Source organism: Chromohalobacter sp. 11-W (assembly GCF_029889905.1).
Lineage (GTDB): Bacteria > Pseudomonadota > Gammaproteobacteria > Pseudomonadales > Halomonadaceae > Chromohalobacter.
On sequence record NZ_JARANZ010000001.1, the window covers coordinates 480323 to 498098 of the forward strand.

General features: G+C 60.6%; 17 protein-coding genes and 1 tRNA gene. 6 read left to right on the top strand and 12 right to left on the bottom strand.

Annotation, left to right across the window (positions count from 1 at the left end):
- The 3 genes from OP494_RS02110 (at position 1) to OP494_RS02120 (ending at position 2579) form a co-directional block, all read left to right on the top strand.
- Entirely contained in the window at positions 1 to 1242 is a 1242-nt protein-coding gene (locus OP494_RS02110) for a cysteine desulfurase (RefSeq protein ID WP_280539091.1), read from the top strand.
- A gap of 10 nt (positions 1243 to 1252) precedes the next feature.
- Positions 1253 to 1816 carry a putative Fe-S cluster assembly protein SufT gene (gene sufT, locus OP494_RS02115; RefSeq protein ID WP_040244036.1) on the top strand — a complete coding sequence of 188 codons (564 nt, stop codon included), beginning with the start codon at positions 1253 to 1255 and terminating at the stop codon, positions 1814 to 1816.
- A gap of 70 nt (positions 1817 to 1886) precedes the next feature.
- Positions 1887 to 2579, top strand: a complete 693-nt coding sequence (locus OP494_RS02120; RefSeq protein WP_040244034.1) for an ElyC/SanA/YdcF family protein — start codon at positions 1887 to 1889, stop codon at positions 2577 to 2579.
- An 18-nt stretch (positions 2580 to 2597) separates the two neighbouring features.
- On the opposite strand, the gene OP494_RS02125 is transcribed toward OP494_RS02120, so the two are convergent.
- From OP494_RS02125 to OP494_RS02140, 4 genes are all read right to left on the bottom strand, one after another.
- Positions 2598 to 3032, bottom strand: a complete 435-nt coding sequence (locus OP494_RS02125) for a hypothetical protein (RefSeq protein WP_040244032.1) — start codon at positions 3030 to 3032, stop codon at positions 2598 to 2600.
- A gap of 110 nt (positions 3033 to 3142) precedes the next feature.
- Positions 3143 to 4051 (bottom strand): 30S ribosomal protein S6--L-glutamate ligase, encoded by a 909-nt coding sequence (gene rimK / locus OP494_RS02130; RefSeq protein WP_178999450.1) that lies wholly within the window; start codon positions 4049 to 4051, stop codon positions 3143 to 3145.
- Between the two features lie 33 nt (positions 4052 to 4084).
- Positions 4085 to 4522 (bottom strand): RimK/LysX family protein, encoded by a 438-nt coding sequence (locus tag OP494_RS02135; RefSeq protein WP_280539094.1) that lies wholly within the window; start codon positions 4520 to 4522, stop codon positions 4085 to 4087.
- A gap of 3 nt (positions 4523 to 4525) precedes the next feature.
- The gene (locus OP494_RS02140) at positions 4526 to 5560 is read right to left on the bottom strand and encodes a DUF3549 family protein (RefSeq protein ID WP_280539181.1); all 1035 of its coding nucleotides are present in this window, start codon (positions 5558 to 5560) and stop codon (positions 4526 to 4528) included.
- 256 nt (positions 5561 to 5816) lie between these two features.
- Between OP494_RS02140 and OP494_RS02145 the strand changes: the two genes are divergently transcribed.
- The gene (locus OP494_RS02145) at positions 5817 to 6143 is read left to right on the top strand and encodes a YqcC family protein (protein ID WP_280539095.1); all 327 of its coding nucleotides are present in this window, start codon (positions 5817 to 5819) and stop codon (positions 6141 to 6143) included.
- Positions 6144 to 6213: 70 nt separating this feature from the next.
- Here OP494_RS02145 and OP494_RS02150 read toward each other — a convergent pair whose 3' ends face one another.
- Positions 6214 to 6801, bottom strand: a complete 588-nt coding sequence (locus OP494_RS02150) for an OmpW family outer membrane protein (RefSeq protein WP_280539096.1) — start codon at positions 6799 to 6801, stop codon at positions 6214 to 6216.
- A gap of 309 nt (positions 6802 to 7110) precedes the next feature.
- Between OP494_RS02150 and OP494_RS02155 the strand changes: the two genes are divergently transcribed.
- Positions 7111 to 8130: a glycosyltransferase family 2 protein gene (locus tag OP494_RS02155; RefSeq protein WP_280539097.1), complete on the top strand. Its 1020-nt coding sequence runs from the start codon at positions 7111 to 7113 to the stop codon at positions 8128 to 8130.
- Positions 8127 to 8513, top strand: coding sequence for a GtrA family protein (locus tag OP494_RS02160; protein WP_280539098.1), 387 nt, complete (start codon positions 8127 to 8129; stop codon positions 8511 to 8513). Before OP494_RS02155 ends, OP494_RS02160 begins: the two co-directional genes overlap by 4 nt.
- A 65-nt stretch (positions 8514 to 8578) precedes the next feature.
- On the opposite strand, the gene putP is transcribed toward OP494_RS02160, so the two are convergent.
- The 7 genes from putP to OP494_RS02195 form a co-directional block, all read right to left on the bottom strand.
- Positions 8579 to 10069 carry a sodium/proline symporter PutP gene (putP, locus tag OP494_RS02165; RefSeq protein ID WP_280539099.1) on the bottom strand — a complete coding sequence of 497 codons (1491 nt, stop codon included), beginning with the start codon at positions 10067 to 10069 and terminating at the stop codon, positions 8579 to 8581.
- Between the two features lie 193 nt (positions 10070 to 10262).
- Positions 10263 to 13454, bottom strand: a complete 3192-nt coding sequence (gene putA, locus OP494_RS02170) for a bifunctional proline dehydrogenase/L-glutamate gamma-semialdehyde dehydrogenase PutA (RefSeq protein WP_280539101.1) — start codon at positions 13452 to 13454, stop codon at positions 10263 to 10265.
- A 195-nt stretch (positions 13455 to 13649) separates the two neighbouring features.
- Positions 13650 to 14429 carry an AraC family transcriptional regulator gene (locus tag OP494_RS02175; RefSeq protein WP_280539102.1) on the bottom strand — a complete coding sequence of 260 codons (780 nt, stop codon included), beginning with the start codon at positions 14427 to 14429 and terminating at the stop codon, positions 13650 to 13652.
- 64 nt (positions 14430 to 14493) lie between these two features.
- Positions 14494 to 14865 carry a hypothetical protein gene (locus OP494_RS02180; RefSeq protein ID WP_280539103.1) on the bottom strand — a complete coding sequence of 124 codons (372 nt, stop codon included), beginning with the start codon at positions 14863 to 14865 and terminating at the stop codon, positions 14494 to 14496.
- A gap of 354 nt (positions 14866 to 15219) precedes the next feature.
- Positions 15220 to 15295: transfer RNA gene (locus OP494_RS02185), tRNA-Gly, on the bottom strand.
- Positions 15296 to 15521: 226 nt separating this feature from the next.
- Positions 15522 to 15932 (bottom strand): CBS domain-containing protein, encoded by a 411-nt coding sequence (locus OP494_RS02190; protein WP_040244021.1) that lies wholly within the window; start codon positions 15930 to 15932, stop codon positions 15522 to 15524.
- Positions 15933 to 16018: 86 nt separating this feature from the next.
- Positions 16019 to 17488 (bottom strand): dihydrolipoyl dehydrogenase, encoded by a 1470-nt coding sequence (locus OP494_RS02195; protein ID WP_280539104.1) that lies wholly within the window; start codon positions 17486 to 17488, stop codon positions 16019 to 16021.
- Positions 17489 to 17776: the final 288 nt, after the last annotated feature.

Consider the following 17776-nt stretch of genomic DNA (forward strand, 5'->3'; position numbering starts at 1 on the left):
ATGAATGCCTTTGCCGAGACGATGCTTGATGTGGCGCGTGTGCGTAGCGACTTCCCGATCCTCGAACGGGAAGTCCACGGCAAGCCGTTGATCTATCTGGACAACGCGGCGACCAGTCAGACGCCGACGGCGGTCATCGATACGCTGGACGATTACTATCGGCGCTATAACGCCAACATCCATCGTGGGCTGCATACCTTGGCCGACGAGGCCACGGCGGCTTACGAGGGCACGCGCGAGAAGGTGCGTGCTTGGCTGGGCGCGGCGTCGCATCGCGAGATCGTCTTCACGCGCGGCACCACCGAGGCGATCAACCTGGTCGCCAATAGCTGGGGGCGGGCTAATCTGCGCCCGGGTGACGAGATCATCGTCTCGTTGATGGAGCACCATTCGAATATCGTGCCTTGGCAGATGCTGGCCGAGGCGCTGGACGTCACGCTCAAGGTGATTCCGGTCGATGAGCGCGGCGTGATCGACCAAGCGGCTTACCGGGACATGCTGGGCGAGCGCACGCGTCTGGTGTGCGTCAATCACGTCTCGAATGCGCTGGGCACCGTCAATCCGGTAGCGGAAATGGCGCGCGCGGCGCATGAGCATGGTGCGCTGATCCTGGTCGACGGTGCCCAGGCGGTGCCGCATCAACGCGTCGATGTCCAGGCGCTGGACGTCGACTTCTATGCGTTCTCGGGCCACAAGGCGTACGGCCCCACCGGCGTGGGCGTTCTCTATGGCCGCGAGGCCTTGCTCGAGGCGATGCCGCCTTGGCAGGGCGGTGGCGAGATGATCAGCCGCGTGTCTTTCGAGAAGGGCACGGTTTACAGCGAGATTCCGCACAAGTTCGAAGCCGGGACACCGGCTATTGCGGAAGTGATCGCCTTGGGGGCGGCGCTCGACTGGATAGCGGAGACCGGCATCGACCTGATGGCGGCGTGGGAGCATTACCTGCTCGAACGCGCCACCGATAAGCTGAAGGAGGTCGATGGCCTGCGCATGATCGGCACGGCACCGGACAAGGTGAGTGTTCTTTCGTTCGTGGTCGACGGTGCCCACTCCCAAGATATTGGCCTGCTGATCGATCAGCTTGGCGTGGCGATCCGCACCGGGCATCATTGTGCCCAACCGGTGCTTGCCAGCATGGGACTCGATGCGACGTGTCGTGCCTCTTTGGCTGCGTACAACACGCCGGAAGAGGTCGATGCGTTCGTCGAAGCCTTACAGAAAGTCATCGCCATGGTGCGCTAACGGAGACGGCATGGATCAACTGCAAAGCCTCTACAAGGGGCAAGAAATGCCCTTGCAGCGCGATGTCGAGGCGATTTCGATTCCCTTCGGCAAGAGCGTGACCTTGACCGAGGATAGTATCGTCTCGGTGATGCAGGCCAAGGGTGGAACGGTCAGTGTCGGCTTCGAGGGACGCATGTTCCTGATCGAGGGGCACGACCTCGATGCGCTGGGACTCGAAGCAGTGTCGCGTGCGTCCCTTCCCGAGGGAGCCAGCGATGAGCAGCTCGAGGCCTTCATCTGGGCGCAGTTGCGGACTTGTTTCGACCCGGAGATTCCGGTCAATATCGTTGATCTGGGCTTGGTCTACGGGTGTCGTATCGAGCATCTTCTAAGTGGCGAGACCATGGTCACCATTCGCATGACGTTGACCGCGCCAGGCTGCGGCATGGGAGAGGTGATCGCCGAAGATGCCCGACGCAAGCTCCAGGGCGCTGCGCAAGTGTCCAAGGTGCACGTCGAGATCGTTTTCGACCCGCCCTGGAGCCGTGAGATGATGACGGAGGAGGCGAGGCTGGAACTGGGCATGTTCTAGGACGAGGTCTTAGTCGCTCTCTTTCTCATGGTGGGGCGTAGCTAACGCCCCTTATTCGTTGGAGATCCGCATGCCGCGAGAAAACGGTCGCCGGGGGCTGATCCGGTGGGGATGGCGACTGCTCAAGTGGTGTCTTGTCGGCGTGATCTTCATGTTCGCCGTGGTGGTGGCGCTCAATGTCTGGGTGTTCGCCAAGACGGCTGGCCGTATTCATCACGATGCGCTCGTGTGCGATGCCGAGCCGGTCGGACTGGTCTTCGGGACCGCCGAAGGACTTCGTGGCGGCGGCCACAATCCCTATTTCGCCGCGCGCATGGAAGCCGCAGCGCAACTGCTGCGCCTGGGGCGTGTCCAGCACCTTTTGCTTTCCGGTGACAATCGCACGCGCTACTACAATGAGCCCGTTTCGATGTGGCGCTCATTGCGTGCGCGTAACGTCGATAGTGACGATATGACGCTCGACTATGCCGGTTTCAGCACCTTCGATAGTGTCGTGCGGGCGCGCCGTGTCTTCGGGGCCGAGCACGTGCTGATGATCTCGCAGGCGTGGCACTTGCCGCGTGCTCTGTTCATCGCCGATGCGGTCGGTTTGAAGGCGGAAGGGTGCGCTGTGCCAGACGGTCGGGTTGGAGGCGAGTGGCAGCTTTGGCTACGCGAATGGTTGGCACGTGCAGCGACCGTCGGTGATATCTACCTATGGGATAGGGTGCCTTACTTTCTCGGGCCGCCTGAAACGTTGCCTATTCGCAAGAAGGAGGAGTGATAGTGCCCGAGATGGGTATCAGCGCTTGTGCTGTGCATTGAGTTCGCGGATCAACGCCCGGCAATTCTTCCAGCAGCGCTCCAGCGCCGGTTCTACGGCATCAGGGAGGGGATGAGTGAATGCCGTGCCCATTGCTTGCATCAACACGCGCTCCTGCTCGAGTAGCTCGCCTAGCAGCACCTGGCTGTCGTTGCCCACGAAGCTCTTGATACGACTCCATAGCCAGAGATAGTCATCGCGCTCCACGTCGGCATCGCGTGGTAAAATATCGAGATGTTCCTTGGCCAGTTTCTGCAGCTCGCGCATGGCCTGGCCGCGCTCTTCATAATGCGGCTTCAGACGATCGCGCAGCGCGGGACGCAGGCGCTCGAAATTGTCCTGGAAATAATCGAGACTGTCGGCCAGCGCTTCCAGCACGCTGTCCATCGCCACTTGGCGATTATCGAGAAACATGGGCGGTCACCTCCTCCGGTGACGCAAATTGTGCGGGTGGAAACAGCGTTTTGCTACCCCGGTAGCAAGAAAATTTCCCCGTGTGGCACGGCACACGGGAGATGCCTTGCTTAGCCCTTGGGTTTGGGAGGCGCTTTGCGTGGGGTGGCACCATTTTTCGCAATGTAATCGATGATCTGCCCGGCAATATCCTTGCCTGTGGCGGTTTCGATACCCTGCAAGCCCGGCGAAGAATTGACCTCCATGATCACGGGACCGTGGTTGGAGCGTAGTAGATCCACACCAGCGACGCGCAGGCCCATCGCCTTGGCAGCACGGATGGCCGTGGAACGCTCTTCCGGGGTAATGCGTATGACACTGGCGGTACCGCCACGGTGGAGATTGGAACGGAACTCACCTTCAAGCGCCTGACGCTTCATGGCGGCGACCACCTTGTCGCCGATCACCAGACAGCGGACATCGGCGCCTTTGGCCTCCTTGATGTATTCCTGGACCATGATGTTGGCCTTCATGCCCATGAAGGCCTGGATGACCGATTCGGCGGCCTGGTTGGTTTCCGCCAAGACCACGCCGATGCCCTGAGTGCCCTCGAGCAGCTTGATGACCAGTGGCGCGCCTTTGACCATGGTGATCAGATCTGGAATATCGTCCGGTGAATGGGCGAACCCGGTGACCGGAAGCCCTAGACCCTTGCGTGACAGCAATTGCAGAGAGCGCAGCTTGTCGCGTGAGCGCGTGATCGACACCGAGTCGTTGAGCACATAGGTGCTCATCATCTCGAACTGGCGCAACACGGCGCAGCCGTAGAAGGTCACGGAGGCACCGATGCGCGGCACGATGGCGTCGAACGGCTCGATTTCCTCGCCTTTGTAGTGAATCGACGGCCGGTGTGAGGCGATGTTCATATAGCAGCGCAGCGTATCGACCACCCGGGCGGTGTGCCCGCGCGCTTCGGCAGCCTCGATCAGACGCCGCGTCGAGTACAGTCTGCGATTGCGTGAAAGAATGCCGATATGCATGGTCGTCTCCACTCGATAGCGATGCCGGCGGGATCAAGGCTCGCCGTGCAGGAAGGCCGCGCCGGGCGCGACCAGAAGGCGGCGCAGCGCGCGCCGTCCAAGCAGCATGGGGTGGCGCATGCTACGCCGGTCGGTCAAGGTCAGTTCGATAGGATAGTCGAGTCCCCCGAGTTGCATGTGCGTTCGGATGACATGGCGCCATTGCTCGAACCCGTTGGAACTCCTGACCTTGCGGCGGTCGTACAGGGGGAGTTCCAGCGTATGCGATGGGGCGTCGGGACCACCGCTGCGCGTAATGAAACGCACCCAAAGATGCCCTTGCCGCTCGAATGTCTCGATGTCTTCGGCATGCAGCGCCGAGGTGCGCGCTCCCGTATCGATCTTAGCGCACAGCGTCAGGCCCAGCTCCGGCAGGGTGACCATTTCGCGCCGGCCGATGACGGCCTTGGCTTGATAGGGTGGTGCTTTCATGCATCAACGATCCAGTTCGGCCAAGCGTAGGCCGATAGGAGAGTCGGCACTCGCTTGGCGCAGCGTCATTAATACCGGTAGGCGCAAGCGTGGCACAAGCGCCAGGTCACGTACCAGTGCGGTGAAGTTAGCGTGTGGCGTTTCCGCTAGTCGGGTGAGAAACCGCGGTAAGCGTTGCTCATCCTCGAGATGCATCCAGCCACGCGCGGCCATGGCGGCGAGTACATCGGGACCGCAGGCCGCTGGGTCATCGAGTAGCGTATCGTACCAGGCGCCGACTCGTGAATCGTGGCTGCTGCCCAGGGCGCGAATCACCGCGCATACGGTTTCGAGATCCCCCGCGCGTGCTGCTGCTTCGGCACGTTCGCGAAGCGGCTCTACGCATGCCGAGGCCACGTCTCGATGCTCCATACAGTAGCAAAGCGGCCGCAGGACCTCGACCGGTAGTACGGGGATACGCTCTGCCAGGCGAGCTTCTTCCACGCTTTCGAGGCGGGCCACGAGATCGGCAATTCCCTGCAGGCCGAGCATTTGCCAGTCGACGCTGGTGTCGGCATCGATCAGGTAGGCGTGGGCCGGTGCATGGTACTTGCTGGCCGGTTGGGCAAAGTCGCGGGCGGCCTGGGCGTGCAATATGGCTTGTTGTGTAAGGTCGGGGGTAAAGACCAATGGGTTGTCGCGCATCAAGTTGTCGATGTGCGGTGCCTCGTCGCGTCCGACACTTTCCACCGTGCGACCCAAGGTTTCGATGAGGCGCTCGAGGAAGGCGTCGCGCGGCCCGGGGACCAGCATGCCTTGCTCGTCCAGGGGCAGGGCCAAGAACCAGATCAAGGGCTCGCTTGCGGCATCGTTGCCTAGACGGAACGCGCATGCCAGCCGTGCTTGGCCGTTCCAGGGCAAGGGCCAGGGGGTGGCTCCGGCTTCGAACTCGGCGAGCCGCGAGAATTCGAAAGGTGCGATGCGGCGCCCCATGTCGAAAAGGCGTACGTCCGCACCGGTACGTTGGAAAAATTCACTGAGCGTGGTGATCGACTGCATGCTGCCTCCGGGATCGAGGCCGGCACTGTAGCGTTCAAGGATGGCGCTGACCAGCCCCAGGTTGGTCAAAAAATAAACGCTTGCTGCCAAGCGGCGTCATCCATGGGCAAACGAAGGTTGTCCCACGTTTATCCACAATCCCGTCCCAATGAACTGTGGGTAAACGGCCTTCTGGGGAGAAACCGTCTACGAGGTGGTCAATCGCCCATGGTGAACGCGATAATGGGGAAGTATTCAACCCTTTTCAGGAGACGAGATGACGGCTCATGACGACTTGATGAAAGCATTGGAAAACTTGATCGCGACATTACGCAGTGCCGATATGTGGCGGGTGGAAGAGCCATCCGCAGCGGCTTTCGCCAGCCAGCAGCCATTTTGCGTCGATACCATGGCGATGCCGCAGTGGCTGCGCTATGTCTTCGTCGCGCGGCTCGAAACGCTGGCCGAGACCGAGTCACCGTTGCCGGCGTCCTGTGATGTCGCGCCCGCTGTGGATACCTATCTGAAAGAGGCTCCGTCCAGCGTGCGTCGCGTGGTCACCGACGCCGTGGCCGAGGTCGACCGAGTCGTTACCGAGGCATGAGGTGCATGGCCAGATACGAAAACGCCGGGCACAGAGCCCGGCGTTTTATCAGCGCACTGACGTGTGCTGCTTAGAAGCGATAGCTGAGACCGCCACCCACGGTGACCGGGTCCAGGTCGATCGAGCCGGCTGAGTTGCCATTGATGTCGACGTCGGAATCCACATCGGTGTAGCTGGCGAAGCCGTTGAAGGCCAGGTTCTCGGTCACGAACAGGTCGACGCCCAGTTCACCGACGGCACCCCAAGAGTCGTCCATATCGGCGCTCTGGCCGTTAGCGAGGTTTTCGCTGGAAAACTTGGTGTAGTTGACACCGGCACCGGCATAGGGCTGAACGCGCGAGTCAGTGCCACCCAGCGGATAGTATTGCAGCGTCAGATTGATCGGGCGCTGCTCGAAGTCGCCGTTGACTCCATTGGTCGAGAAGTCGTGCTCGAACTTCTCACTGGAGCTCAGGGCAACACCCAGCTTGTCGTGGAAGAGGTAGCCAACGCTACCCATGAAGCCATTCTCGTCATCGACATGGCTGTCATCGATATCGCTCTTGGCGATATCGCCGCGCACGAAGAAGTCGCCTGCGTCATAGGCGAGAGCAGCCTGGGTACCGAAAGCGCAGGTGCCGGCCAGTACGAGAGCGGAAAAAAGTTTGGTCTTGGTCATGGGACACTCCTTTGGGTTACAGCGCCGTATCGAACGGCGTTTCCGTATCAACGCTTGCAGTATAGGAAACAGTGTTTTTTAAGTCCAGAAGAATTTTCAAACACTGTTTTCTTCCGTTGAGCGAGTCTGATCCACCATGATGGGCGCGTTTGGCATCATAGGGCTGGCGTGGCATCGAAAGGGTCGCATTCGCCAAGAGGGTGAAAAACCTCTTAACTGCCAAGAGCGCCCATTGCGAAGGCGTGCGTTGATGGGATGTCGACGTTGAGTCGATGGTTGATCGTGTCGAGCTAAAAAGCGGAGGAAAAGATGGAACTATCATCGTCGGCGGGCGATAGGGTGCAGGGAGAAGGCTCCGGTGCTGATTGGCTGTTGTCCATCGTGGTGCCTGTCATGAACGAAGAAGCCGCCATAGCGGGGTTTCTGCAAGCGATCCGTGACGCTCTTGAGGGCCATGTTGCGCGCTGGGAAGTGCTCTTTGTCGATGACGGGTCGCAGGATGCGACCCTGACCAGCTTGCGTCACGCGCATGAGCGAGACGCCCGCGTGCGCTACCTCTCGTTGACCCGTAACTTCGGCAAGGAGGCGGCGCTATCGGCGGGGCTCGCGCATGCCCGTGGTGAGGCCATCGTCCCCATGGATGTCGATCTTCAGGATCCGCCAGAGGTGATCCTCGAGTTCGTGCGCCTGTGGCGTGAGGAAGGCTATGACATGGTCTATGGCGTGCGCGGTACTCGTGACGAGGATACTCATACCAAACGTGCCACTGCCGGCTTGTTCTATCGCTTCTTCAACCGCATGGCGGAGACGCCGATTCCGCGTAACGCGGGGGACTTCCGGCTCATGGATCGGTGCGTGGTCGAGGCTATCAACCGCTTGCCGGAACGCAGCCGGTTCATGAAGGGATTATTCTCCTGGCCGGGGTATCGCACCACTGGGGTTTACTACGCACGCCCTTCGCGTGAAACCGGGCAGAGTAAGTTCAACTACTGGAAGCTGTGGAACTTCGCACTGGACGGTGTGGTGAGCTTTTCCACTTGGCCGCTGCGGATCTGGTCCTACTTCGGGGCGGTGATCGCCTTGATCGCTTTCTTGTATATCGTGTTGCTGGTGGGACGTGTGGTGCTATTTGGCAGTGATGTGCCGGGCTATGCGTCGCTGATGACGGCGATCCTATTTTTCGGCGGCATGCAATTGTTGTCGATCGGCGTGTTGGGGGAGTACGTGGGGCGGCTCTTCATCGAGGCCAAGCATCGGCCGCTCTACCTGGTCGCCGAGGATAGCGAGACGCCACGCGCGTCGCGTCGTCGAGGTGACGACGAGTCATGAGTCGGCTCGTGGGGGAGGCTGGCACTGCTGCGCGCTTCGGGCTCGTCGGGGGCATCGCCACGGGGCTGCATTTGCTAGTGGCGGGCGTGCTGCTCGGGCTTTGGCCGGGTATGTCCGAATTCGCGGCGAATCTCGTGGCATTCTTGGCGGCTTTTCAGGTGTCGTTGATCGGTCATCGGCGCGTCACCTTTCGCCGGCGTGGCCGGGCAAGGCGTTTCTTCCTGGTGGCGGCGTTGGGATTCGCCCTTAACAACGGGGTATTGGCTGCTTTATTGGCCGTGACCCCGCTAAGCGGCTTTATCGCCGTGGCGATCGCGACATTGATGGTGCCGGTGCTCACTTACCTGGCGTCGCGCTTCTGGGCCTTTGGTGCGCCCCCGTGACCGACCATCAAAAAGGGCTCCCGCAGGAGCCCTTTCACTAATCGGCGTGCGCTATGCGCGCTCTTTTAGCGAGAGATTTGCTTATATTCCCCGGCATCTTTAGTCACATTGCTCACCACCAGGATGGCAATGAAGGAGGCGATGAAGCCAGGAATGATCTCATATACACCGGAACCTCCCATGAACGATGCGTTCCAGCCCAGTGAGATCCAGATCATGACGGTGAGGGCACCCACGACCATGCCTGCGATGGCGCCAGCGCCATTCGTGCGCGACCACATCAGTGACAGGATGATCAACGGGCCGAATGCCGCACCGAAGCCTGCCCAGGCGTTACTGACCAGCCCCAGGACCTGAGAGTTCGGGTCGGATGCAATGAAGGCTGCCACCAAGCCAACCAATACGACACTCACGCGGCCTATAGTGACGGTTTCCTTTTCAGTTGCCTGCTTACGCAGGAACAGGCGGTAGAAGTCTTCGGTCAGTGATGAAGACGCCACCAGAAGCTGGCTGGAAACGGTGCTCATGATCGCCGCAAGCAGTGCGGCATAGAGGAAACCGGTGATCAGCGGATGGAACAGTAGGTCCGCCAGGATGATGAAGATCGTTTCCGGATCCTCGACCTCCATACCGTTGCGGATTGCATAGGCCCGGCCGAATATCCCCAGAGAGACGGCGCCGATCAGGGAAATGAGCATCCAGCTCATGCCGATGTTACGGGCAATGGGCACATCCTTCAGAGACCGAATGGCCATGAAGCGCACGATGATGTGGGGTTGTCCGAAGTAACCCAGACCCCAAGCCACCGCAGACAGCCAACCGATGAAGGTCAGTCCATCCGTCCACGATAGCAGTGTGGGATCGACTTCATTCAGGGTCTGTGAGGCTTGGGCGAAACCGCCGCCACCCTCGCCGAAGATCACAACCGCCGGCATGATCACCAGTGCCAGCATCATGATGCAGCCTTGCACGAAGTCCGTCATGCTCACGGCCAAAAAGCCGCCGACAACCGTATAGACAAGTACCACGCCTAGTGTGATGACGACGCCGGCTGCGTAATCGCTCAGTCCACCGATGTTGATGACGCCGGAAAACGCGCTTTCGAACAACTTGCCACCTGCCACCAGGCCTGATGCCGTATAAACTGCGAAGAAGACGACGATGACGATAGCGGATACCGTCCTCAACGACATTGCCCGTGTCGGGAACCGGTTTGCCAGGAAGGCGGGAATGGTGATCGCATTGCCATAGTGAACCGTCTGTTCACGAAGGCGTGGTGCGACCAGAACCCAGTTGAAGAATGCCCCCACGAACAGGCCGATCCCGATCCAGGCCGAGCCCAAGCCAGAGACGAACATTGCCCCGGGCAACCCCAGTAGCAACCAGCCGCTCATGTCCGAAGCGCCGGCCGATAGGGCCGCCACTTTTGGACTGAGGGTTCGACCACCCAGCATGTAATCTTCAGACGTGGACGTGGATGTGCGCATGGCATAAAGGCCGATGCCGATCATGAGCGCAAAGTAAGCAAATAGGCTGATCCAAACACCAATAGCCATAAAAACGTCTCCTGTTCTTAATTATCTTAGTTATTAGGCCGGATGTAGCTCCGGCAGGTTGTGGGTACGCATACGGTTCAGAACGCTGATGGCGAGCATCATGAACAGGCAGAGCGCGGAGGCGAAGCCGATAGTGGCGTTGTTTTGACCATGATGGAGTTCCCTCAGTTTGTTGTTTGATGACGAGTGGAGATCACTCGTCTCCCAGCGCGAGAAGAGACGCGTTGCCGCCCAAAGCGGCGGTATTGATGGTGCGTGTCTTTTCCGTGGCGAATCGCTGCAGATAATGCGGTCCGCCCGCTTTGGGGCCAGTGCCTGACAGACCTTGGCCACCGAAAGGCTGTACGCCCACGACAGCGCCGATGATATTACGATTGACGTACACATTGCCCACTCGAATTTTTCGCGCTATTTCAGCGGCGAAGGATTCGTTGCGACTGTGAATACCGAACGTCAGGCCATACCCCTTGGCGTTGATGGTATCGATGACCTGGTCGATCTCCGCGCTACGGTACCGGGCTATGTGTAATATCGGCCCGAATTGCTCGCTCTCCAGTGTGTCGATGCCCTCGATCTCGAACGCAGTCGGTGCAACGAAGTGGCCGTGCGCCGCAGTGTCGGCATCGGGTGTTGCCTCGGCCACCAGGCGGCCCTCCTCCTTGAGGCGCACGATGTAATCGCTGAGCTGACGATGGGCATCCTCGTCGATGACCGGGCCGACATCGGTACCCAGGTCGCGCGGATCGCCGATGTGCAGCTCCGCCATGGCGCCCTTGAGTAGCTCGATGACGTGGTCGGCGACGTCTTCCTGGATATAGAGCACACGCAAGGCGCTACAACGCTGACCGGCGCTCTGGAAGGCCGAGGCTACCACGTCGGCGACGACTTGCTCGGGGAGCGCGGTGGAGTCGACGATCATGGCATTCATGCCACCGGTTTCGGCGATCAAGGTCGGCAGTGCGGCACCTTCGCGGTCGGCGAGGGCTCGGTTGATGATTTGTGCGGTGTCCGTGCCACCGGTGAAAACGACGCCGGTGATGCGGGCGTCACCGGTCAGTACGCTGCCCACGGTGGGGCCGTCGCCGGGCAGCAATTGCACCACGTCGCGCGGCATGCCTGCTTCGTGGAGCAGTTCCACGACGCGGTGCGCGATCAGCGAGGTCTGCTCGGCTGGCTTGGCGAGCACCGGATTGCCTGCGACGGCGGCGGCGACCATCTGACCGCAGAAAATCGCTACCGGGAAATTCCACGGGCTGATGGCGGCGAATACGCCCTTGCCGGACAGGATCAGCTCGTTGGACTCGCCGGTCGGGCCGGGCAGCGGGATCGGTGCGTCAAACATTTCGCGAGCGCGCATCGCATAGTAGCGGCAGAAGTCTACCGCTTCGCGAATCTCATCGACGCCATCGGTGAGCAGCTTGCCGCCTTCGCGGGAGCACAGTGTCATCAGTTCGGCCAGGTGCTCTTCCATCAAGTCTGCGAAGCGCTCGAGGATCTGCGCACGCTCTTCGACTGGCGTATCGCTCCAGCGCGGGAAGGCCGCCCAGGCGGCATCCACGGCGCGCTGGGCCTGTTCGCTGGTGGTCCACTGCACGCTGCCCACGCGCTGGCGGGTATCGTAAGGGCTGAGCACGTCGTGACGCTGTGCGGCATCGTCTTCCACGTCGAAGGCCAGCAGCGGTTTGACGTGGTGCTCGCTATCCATGAATGTCGCCATGGTGTCGATCAGCGGTTGGTATTGGCTGTTGATGTTCAAGTTGACGCCCTTGGAGTTCTTGCGTTTTTCGCCATAGATATCGCGTGGCAGCGGAATCCGTGGATTGGCATAAGTATCGTACTGCGCCAAGGTCTCTACTGGGTGCTCGCAGAGGCTTTCCACGGGCACGCGAGGATCGACCAACTGGTGCACGAAAGACGAATTGGCGCCGTTTTCCAGCAAGCGCCGCACGAGGTAGGGCAGGAGATCCTTGTGCGCGCCTACCGGTGCGTAGATACGGCAGTAAGTGCCCTGTGGCGCGCGTTTGAGGGCGGCGTCGTAGAGCGCTTCGCCCATGCCATGCAGGCGTTGGAACTCGAAATGTCGGTCCCCCGTATTGGCGAGCTCCAGTATGGTGCTGATGGTGTGGGCGTTGTGCGTCGCGAACTGCGGGAAGATGCGCCCCCGGGTATTTTCGGAGAGCAGGAAATGCACGCAGGCAAGGTAGGTGACATCGGTGCACGCCTTGCGGGTGAAGACCGGATAGCCGTCGAGCCCTTGCTGCTGGGCTTCTTTGATTTCGGTATCCCAGTAGGCGCCCTTGACCAGACGTAGCGGAATTTCGTCGCCACACTGATCGGCGAGACGGTTGATGTAGTGCAGAACCGGCAAGACACGCTTGGAATAGGCCTGCACCACCAGCCCGAAGTGCCCCCAGCCTCGGCAGACATCGCTTTCGAACACGTCGCGGAAGACTTCCAGCGACAATTCCAGGCGGTCGGCTTCCTCGGCGTCGATGGTGATGGCGACGTTGTTCTCGCGGGCCAGCGAGGCAAGCCGGCGAACGCTGTCGGTGAGTTCCTCGAGGATCTGGCGGCGGCGTCCGAATTCGTAACGCGGATGCAAGGCTGACAGCTTGATCGACACCGAGGGCGCTGGGGTCTTGGCATCCAGCTTGCGGCTGGTCGCGCCGACCCGTTCGATGGCCTGGGCGTAATCGTCGAAATAACGATCGGCATCGGGCCGCGTGCGCGCGGCCTCGCCGAGCATGTCGTACGAGTAGGTATAGCCCTTGTCGAACAGCGGCTGCGAGCGTTTCAGGGCCTCGTCGATAGTCCGCCCCAGCACGAACTGCTTGCCCATGATCTTCATCGCCTGATACATGGCGCGTCGAATCACCGGCTCGCCCATGCGGTTGACCATCTTGTTGATGAAGGTGGCGGGCTTGCCTTCGCGAGGGTGGTCGAGCTGCAGGACGCGGCCGGTCATCAGCAGCCCCCAGGTGGAAGCATTGACGAACCACGACTCGCTCTGGCCAACGTGCGCCTTCCAGTCGGCGGGCCCCAGTTTATCTTCGATCAGGGCGTCGGCGGTGGCCTTGTCGGGAATGCGCAGCATGGCCTCGGCCAGGCACATCAACATCAAGCCTTCATGAGTATCGAGGCTGTATTCCTGCAGCAACTCATCGATGGAATCGACCGCCGTATCCATCTCGCGGACGTCGCGCACCAGCTCGGCGGTTTGCGTGGCGATCCGCTTGAAGTCTTGCTCTTCGTTACGCAAGAACGCGACCAGTTCGGCGACATAGGCGTCTTCCTCGACGCTGTAATAATCGCTGACACGGGCGAACAGCGTGTCCAGATCGTCATTCCAGGTGGCGGTTTCCAGCATGGTGTTGGCATTTTGCATGTCATGACCCCGTGATGATCGGCGACGCAATAATGAAGGTAGGCGTGCGGAGTCGGCGCCAGTATCGGCGTCCTGGTTATGTTGTATAGCGTCGACTTTAGAGTGGGTCAGCGTGCCCGGTCTTGCCAATTTCTCGGGTGTTTGTGTCAAAAAACACGGCAGGTGCAGAGGTGGGCTTGAATTTTAGACCTTAGTCTATGGGGGCGTGGTCGTGACGGAGACGGTGGCACTTCGACGCCATTGCGAGGGAGACTGGCCATGATGGCGCCGAAAGGCGTGCGACAAGGCGCTTTGATTGGCGAATCCCGTGCGTGCCGCGATTTCGCTGAGTGGTGCGCCGGCGGTTCGCAGCAGGGTGCTCGCGCGCTCGAGGCGGCGGCGCAACAAGTATTGGTACGGTGTCAGCCCCGTATGGCGTCGAAAGCGCTCGCCGAAATGTGCCTCGCTCAGGCAGGCCAAGCGTGCCAGATCCTTGACCGTCACGCGCTCGGCGAGGTGGATGTCGATGTAGCGATCGATGGTATCGAGATCCAGCGCACGTCCGCTGTCGAGCGTCGTCGGCGCGGCGAGGCGAGCATGCAGGCAGCTCAAGAAGGTGGTGGCGAGCAATTCGCCATTGGCGTGTCGCGGCTGCGACATTTCCTGCACCACGAAGTTGAGATAGTTGCGCAGGGGGTCGTCGAGTGTGAAATAGCGTGGCGCATCGAACAGGCTGGCCAGTTCGCGATGGCCTCCGGTCAGCGAAGGCGAGTCATCCGGGAGGTCGAGGATCAACTGGCGGTTGTCACCGATACCTTCGTAGTAGTGCACGTGATTGATCGGGACGATGCAGCCGGACAGGGGTGCGATGGAACCGCCCAGACCCTCGATCTCGAATTCGGCGTGGCCGGCCAGACCGATGACGATCTGATGAAAGGCATGACCGTGATGCTTGACGGTGTTGTCGAGCGGCGTAAGACGAATGCTGCTGCTCATGGCGACCCTCCTGAGCTTCGCAGTGAGCTTACCATACACGCCCATGGCGCGTGAGGCGCAATTCTCAGGCCTCTAGTTCAGGCGTTCGCAGTGCCAGGCGTGCACGCAGATGGTCACGTATCGCCTCGAGTTCGTCGCGCCCGGCACGCGATAGCAGGCAGCCTCCCTGCACGACTTGCCAGGGTCTACCGTGCTCCTCCATCACATGCTGCGCACGGCGGCGGATGCTTTCGAGATAGGCATCGTGGCGAATCGGATAATCGACCAGCGTATGCCATTCGGCCACGCTGACGCGCTTGTCCAGCGTTTTGTCGAACAGCGTTAGCAGGTGCTCGGGCTCGGTCCGATAGCGTGGCGTACGGCTGAGCATCAGCATCGCCACGGTACCGACCAGGATCGTCAGGCAGACGGCGAAAACCAGTAAAAAAAGTAGCATGATGCGGTGAGAGGCCGAAACGAATGCGAAGCTTCGAGTCTAGCATGCGATCGCGTCATGACGCAGTGACTCTCAAGACGTGATGAAATCGCAAGCAAGGAATGGAGCGGGCAACGAGGCTCGGCCGGGCTGGCGCACCAGCTCGCGACCCTGAGGTCTACCTGAACTTACGAAGAAGGAGTGGAGCGGGCAACGAGGCTCGGCCGGGCTGGCGCACCAGCTCGCGACCCTGAGGTCTGCCTGAACTTACGAAGAAGGAATGGAGCGGGCAACGAGGCACGACCGGGTGGCGTTCCACCGGGCTGGCGTACCAGCTCGCGACCCTGAGGTCTGCCTGAACTTACGAAGAAGGAATGGAGCGGGCAACGAGGCTCGAACTCGCGACCCTCAGCTTGGGAAGCTGATGCTCTACCAACTGAGCTATGCCCGCTCGACGCAGGGGATGTTAATCAAGCGAGACAGGGCTTGGCAAGCTTGACCATGGCAACGCTCGATAAAAAATGCGAAAGGCGAGGGAACTTTTGCCTGCAATACGGTCTGAGTTAATGCAAGAAACGTGATTCCAGGCAGTCGCTAGGAAATGCGTTTTGAGCTTACTGTTCTCGATTGACCGCCGTGCCTTTGCACGGCGGTTTTTTTATACGCTGGTGTTGGCCTCAGCAGCGGTTGCGCATCACCAGCAGGGCGGCGAGAACCTCGCGACGGGTTACCAGGCCGATGACGTGCCCGTCATCGACGACGGGATATACCTTGGGGCGTTCGCCGCGCATGGACTCGGCCAGGTCGACAATGCTCTTGTCGGGCGTCACCGTGAGTACCGCATCGCGCATCAATTCGCCGACCAATGAGGGTTGGCCGCAGTGATAGGCGCTATCGAGCAGTTGGCCCAGGACATCCTGCTCCGAGATGAAGCCGATCAGGCGGTCTTTCGCATCGACGACTGGCGCACCGGGCAATCGGTGGCGCGCCAGCCCATCGGCGAGTGCCGAGATCGAGGTGTTGGCGGTGACTCGGTAGCCATCGCCGATCATGATATCGCCGACTACGGCGGGGGATGAACGCGTCATGGCAGGTCTCCTGGGCGTCGACGTACATGACGTCCGCTGACGTCATGCCGTTAGCGTGGTACCACGCGGCGCGTGGCATTGAAACGTCAGTCCCCCGGTCCGCATTCCATGCAGCGCTCGACGATCGCCGGCCCCAACTGGAGCTTGGCGTTGAGGTCGCGCAGCGCGGTGCGCAAGCCTTCCTCGACGACCGGGTGATAAAACGGCATCTCCAGCATCTCGCTGACAGTCAGGCGTTGCTGATGTGCCCAAGCGAGCAGGTGGCCCAAGTGCTCGGCGCGCGGCCCGAATATCTCGGCGCCGAGGAACAACCCGGAACCCTGCTCGGCATATACATGCATCAGCCCCTTGTTCATGCGCATGACCCGTGAACGTCCCTGGCCCTCGAAGGACACCTCGCCAACGGCGAAGCACTCACAGTCGCCATAGCGCGCTTCTAATTGAGGATAGCTCATCCCCACCGTGGCAATCTGCGGGTCACTGAAGACCACACCTAGTGGCGTGCGGCGGTGCCCAGCCCTGATATCAGGGTAGCGACCGGCATTGTCGCCAGCGATGCGCCCTTCGTCGGAGGCCTCGTGGAGAAGCGGCAACTCATGATTGACGTCGCCAGCGATGAATACATGGCTGGGCGCGTCTTGGTCGTTACGGCATTGCAGCGTGTGGCGGTTGTACACCGGCACGCCACGGGCATCGAGCGTGAGATGGGCAGCCTCGATGTCGAGGTTGTCGAGGTTGGGGCGTCGCCCGGTCGCGGCGAGAAGGTAGTCGAAGTGCTCGGTCAGGTGTTCACCGGTCTCGCGTTCGATGAAGGTGATGACCACGCTGTCGCCGTCACGCTCGATAGACTCGACGGTGGCGTCGGGGTCGACATAAAGCTCGTCGTTGAACGCTTGCTCGGCGTAGTCACGAATCGCGGTGTCCTGGAGTGGCCCCAGCGCGCCTCCCACGCCGAAGATGCGTAGACGAACGCCGAGCCGGTGGAGCGCCTGTCCCAGTTCGAGACCGATGACTCCAGGGCCGAACAGGGCCACCGACTCGGGCAGGTTTTCCCACTCGAAGACGTCGTCGTTGATCACCAGGCGGTCGCCGGCGGCCTCGAAGAAACCGGGATAGGTGGGACGCGAGCCGGAGGCGATGACGATTTTGTCGGCTTCGACGCGGATTTCTTCATCGACGATCAGCGTGTTGGCATCGGCGAAGCGGGCATAACCGCGTAGCTTGTCGCTGTCGGGGATGCCGTCGACTGACTCGATCACAAAGCTCACGAAGCGGTCACGTTCGCGGCGAACACGGTCCATCACTGCCCGTCCGTCGACCGTAACTTCGCCGCTGACATTAACGCCGAAGGGTGCCGTGTCGCGGGCATGGTGTGCGGTCTCGGCGGCCGCGATCAGCAACTTGGATGGCATGCAACCGACGCGTGCACAGGTTGTGCCATAGGGGCCGCCTTCGAGCATCACGACCGAATCGGTATGTGCCTTGGCGGCACGATAGGCGCCGAGACCTGCGGTTCCGGCGCCGATGATGGCGACATCCACCTTGCGTACTTCCATGCCTGTGTCCTCGTTGAATCGTCGGTTGTGAAATGAGCGTGCCGTCGCGTGTCGCTTGGCTACCTGAAAGCGCGGGTAGTATGCCGAGGAGTCGATCAATGATGAATTTGATTAAAATTAAATTTCTGATAGATAAAAACGATGGAGGGGTGGCGGCTTGAAAGTCGGTCTCATGCCTTCATGTAAGAGGGATAGGCTATAGTGGCATTGTGAAAAAATGACGCTGCGCAGAAGCGGCGTAAATCATTGGCACGAGACGTAATAGACAGGGTTCGGCTCTTCGGGAGG

Coding starts and splice junctions, on each gene's coding strand:
- OP494_RS02110 (WP_280539091.1), top strand. CDS start 1: ATGAATGCCTTTGCCGAGACGATGCTTGATGTGGCGCGTGTGCGTAGC.
- sufT (WP_040244036.1), top strand. CDS start 1,253: ATGGATCAACTGCAAAGCCTCTACAAGGGGCAAGAAATGCCCTTGCAG.
- OP494_RS02120 (WP_040244034.1), top strand. CDS start 1,887: ATGCCGCGAGAAAACGGTCGCCGGGGGCTGATCCGGTGGGGATGGCGA.
- OP494_RS02125 (WP_040244032.1), bottom strand. CDS start 3,032: ATGTTTCTCGATAATCGCCAAGTGGCGATGGACAGCGTGCTGGAAGCG.
- rimK (WP_178999450.1), bottom strand. CDS start 4,051: ATGCATATCGGCATTCTTTCACGCAATCGCAGACTGTACTCGACGCGG.
- OP494_RS02135 (WP_280539094.1), bottom strand. CDS start 4,522: ATGAAAGCACCACCCTATCAAGCCAAGGCCGTCATCGGCCGGCGCGAA.
- OP494_RS02140 (WP_280539181.1), bottom strand. CDS start 5,560: ATGCAGTCGATCACCACGCTCAGTGAATTTTTCCAACGTACCGGTGCG.
- OP494_RS02145 (WP_280539095.1), top strand. CDS start 5,817: ATGACGGCTCATGACGACTTGATGAAAGCATTGGAAAACTTGATCGCG.
- OP494_RS02150 (WP_280539096.1), bottom strand. CDS start 6,801: ATGACCAAGACCAAACTTTTTTCCGCTCTCGTACTGGCCGGCACCTGC.
- OP494_RS02155 (WP_280539097.1), top strand. CDS start 7,111: ATGGAACTATCATCGTCGGCGGGCGATAGGGTGCAGGGAGAAGGCTCC.
- OP494_RS02160 (WP_280539098.1), top strand. CDS start 8,127: ATGAGTCGGCTCGTGGGGGAGGCTGGCACTGCTGCGCGCTTCGGGCTC.
- putP (WP_280539099.1), bottom strand. CDS start 10,069: ATGGCTATTGGTGTTTGGATCAGCCTATTTGCTTACTTTGCGCTCATG.
- putA (WP_280539101.1), bottom strand. CDS start 13,454: ATGCAAAATGCCAACACCATGCTGGAAACCGCCACCTGGAATGACGAT.
- OP494_RS02175 (WP_280539102.1), bottom strand. CDS start 14,429: ATGAGCAGCAGCATTCGTCTTACGCCGCTCGACAACACCGTCAAGCAT.
- OP494_RS02180 (WP_280539103.1), bottom strand. CDS start 14,865: ATGCTACTTTTTTTACTGGTTTTCGCCGTCTGCCTGACGATCCTGGTC.
- OP494_RS02190 (WP_040244021.1), bottom strand. CDS start 15,932: ATGACGCGTTCATCCCCCGCCGTAGTCGGCGATATCATGATCGGCGAT.
- OP494_RS02195 (WP_280539104.1), bottom strand. CDS start 17,488: ATGGAAGTACGCAAGGTGGATGTCGCCATCATCGGCGCCGGAACCGCA.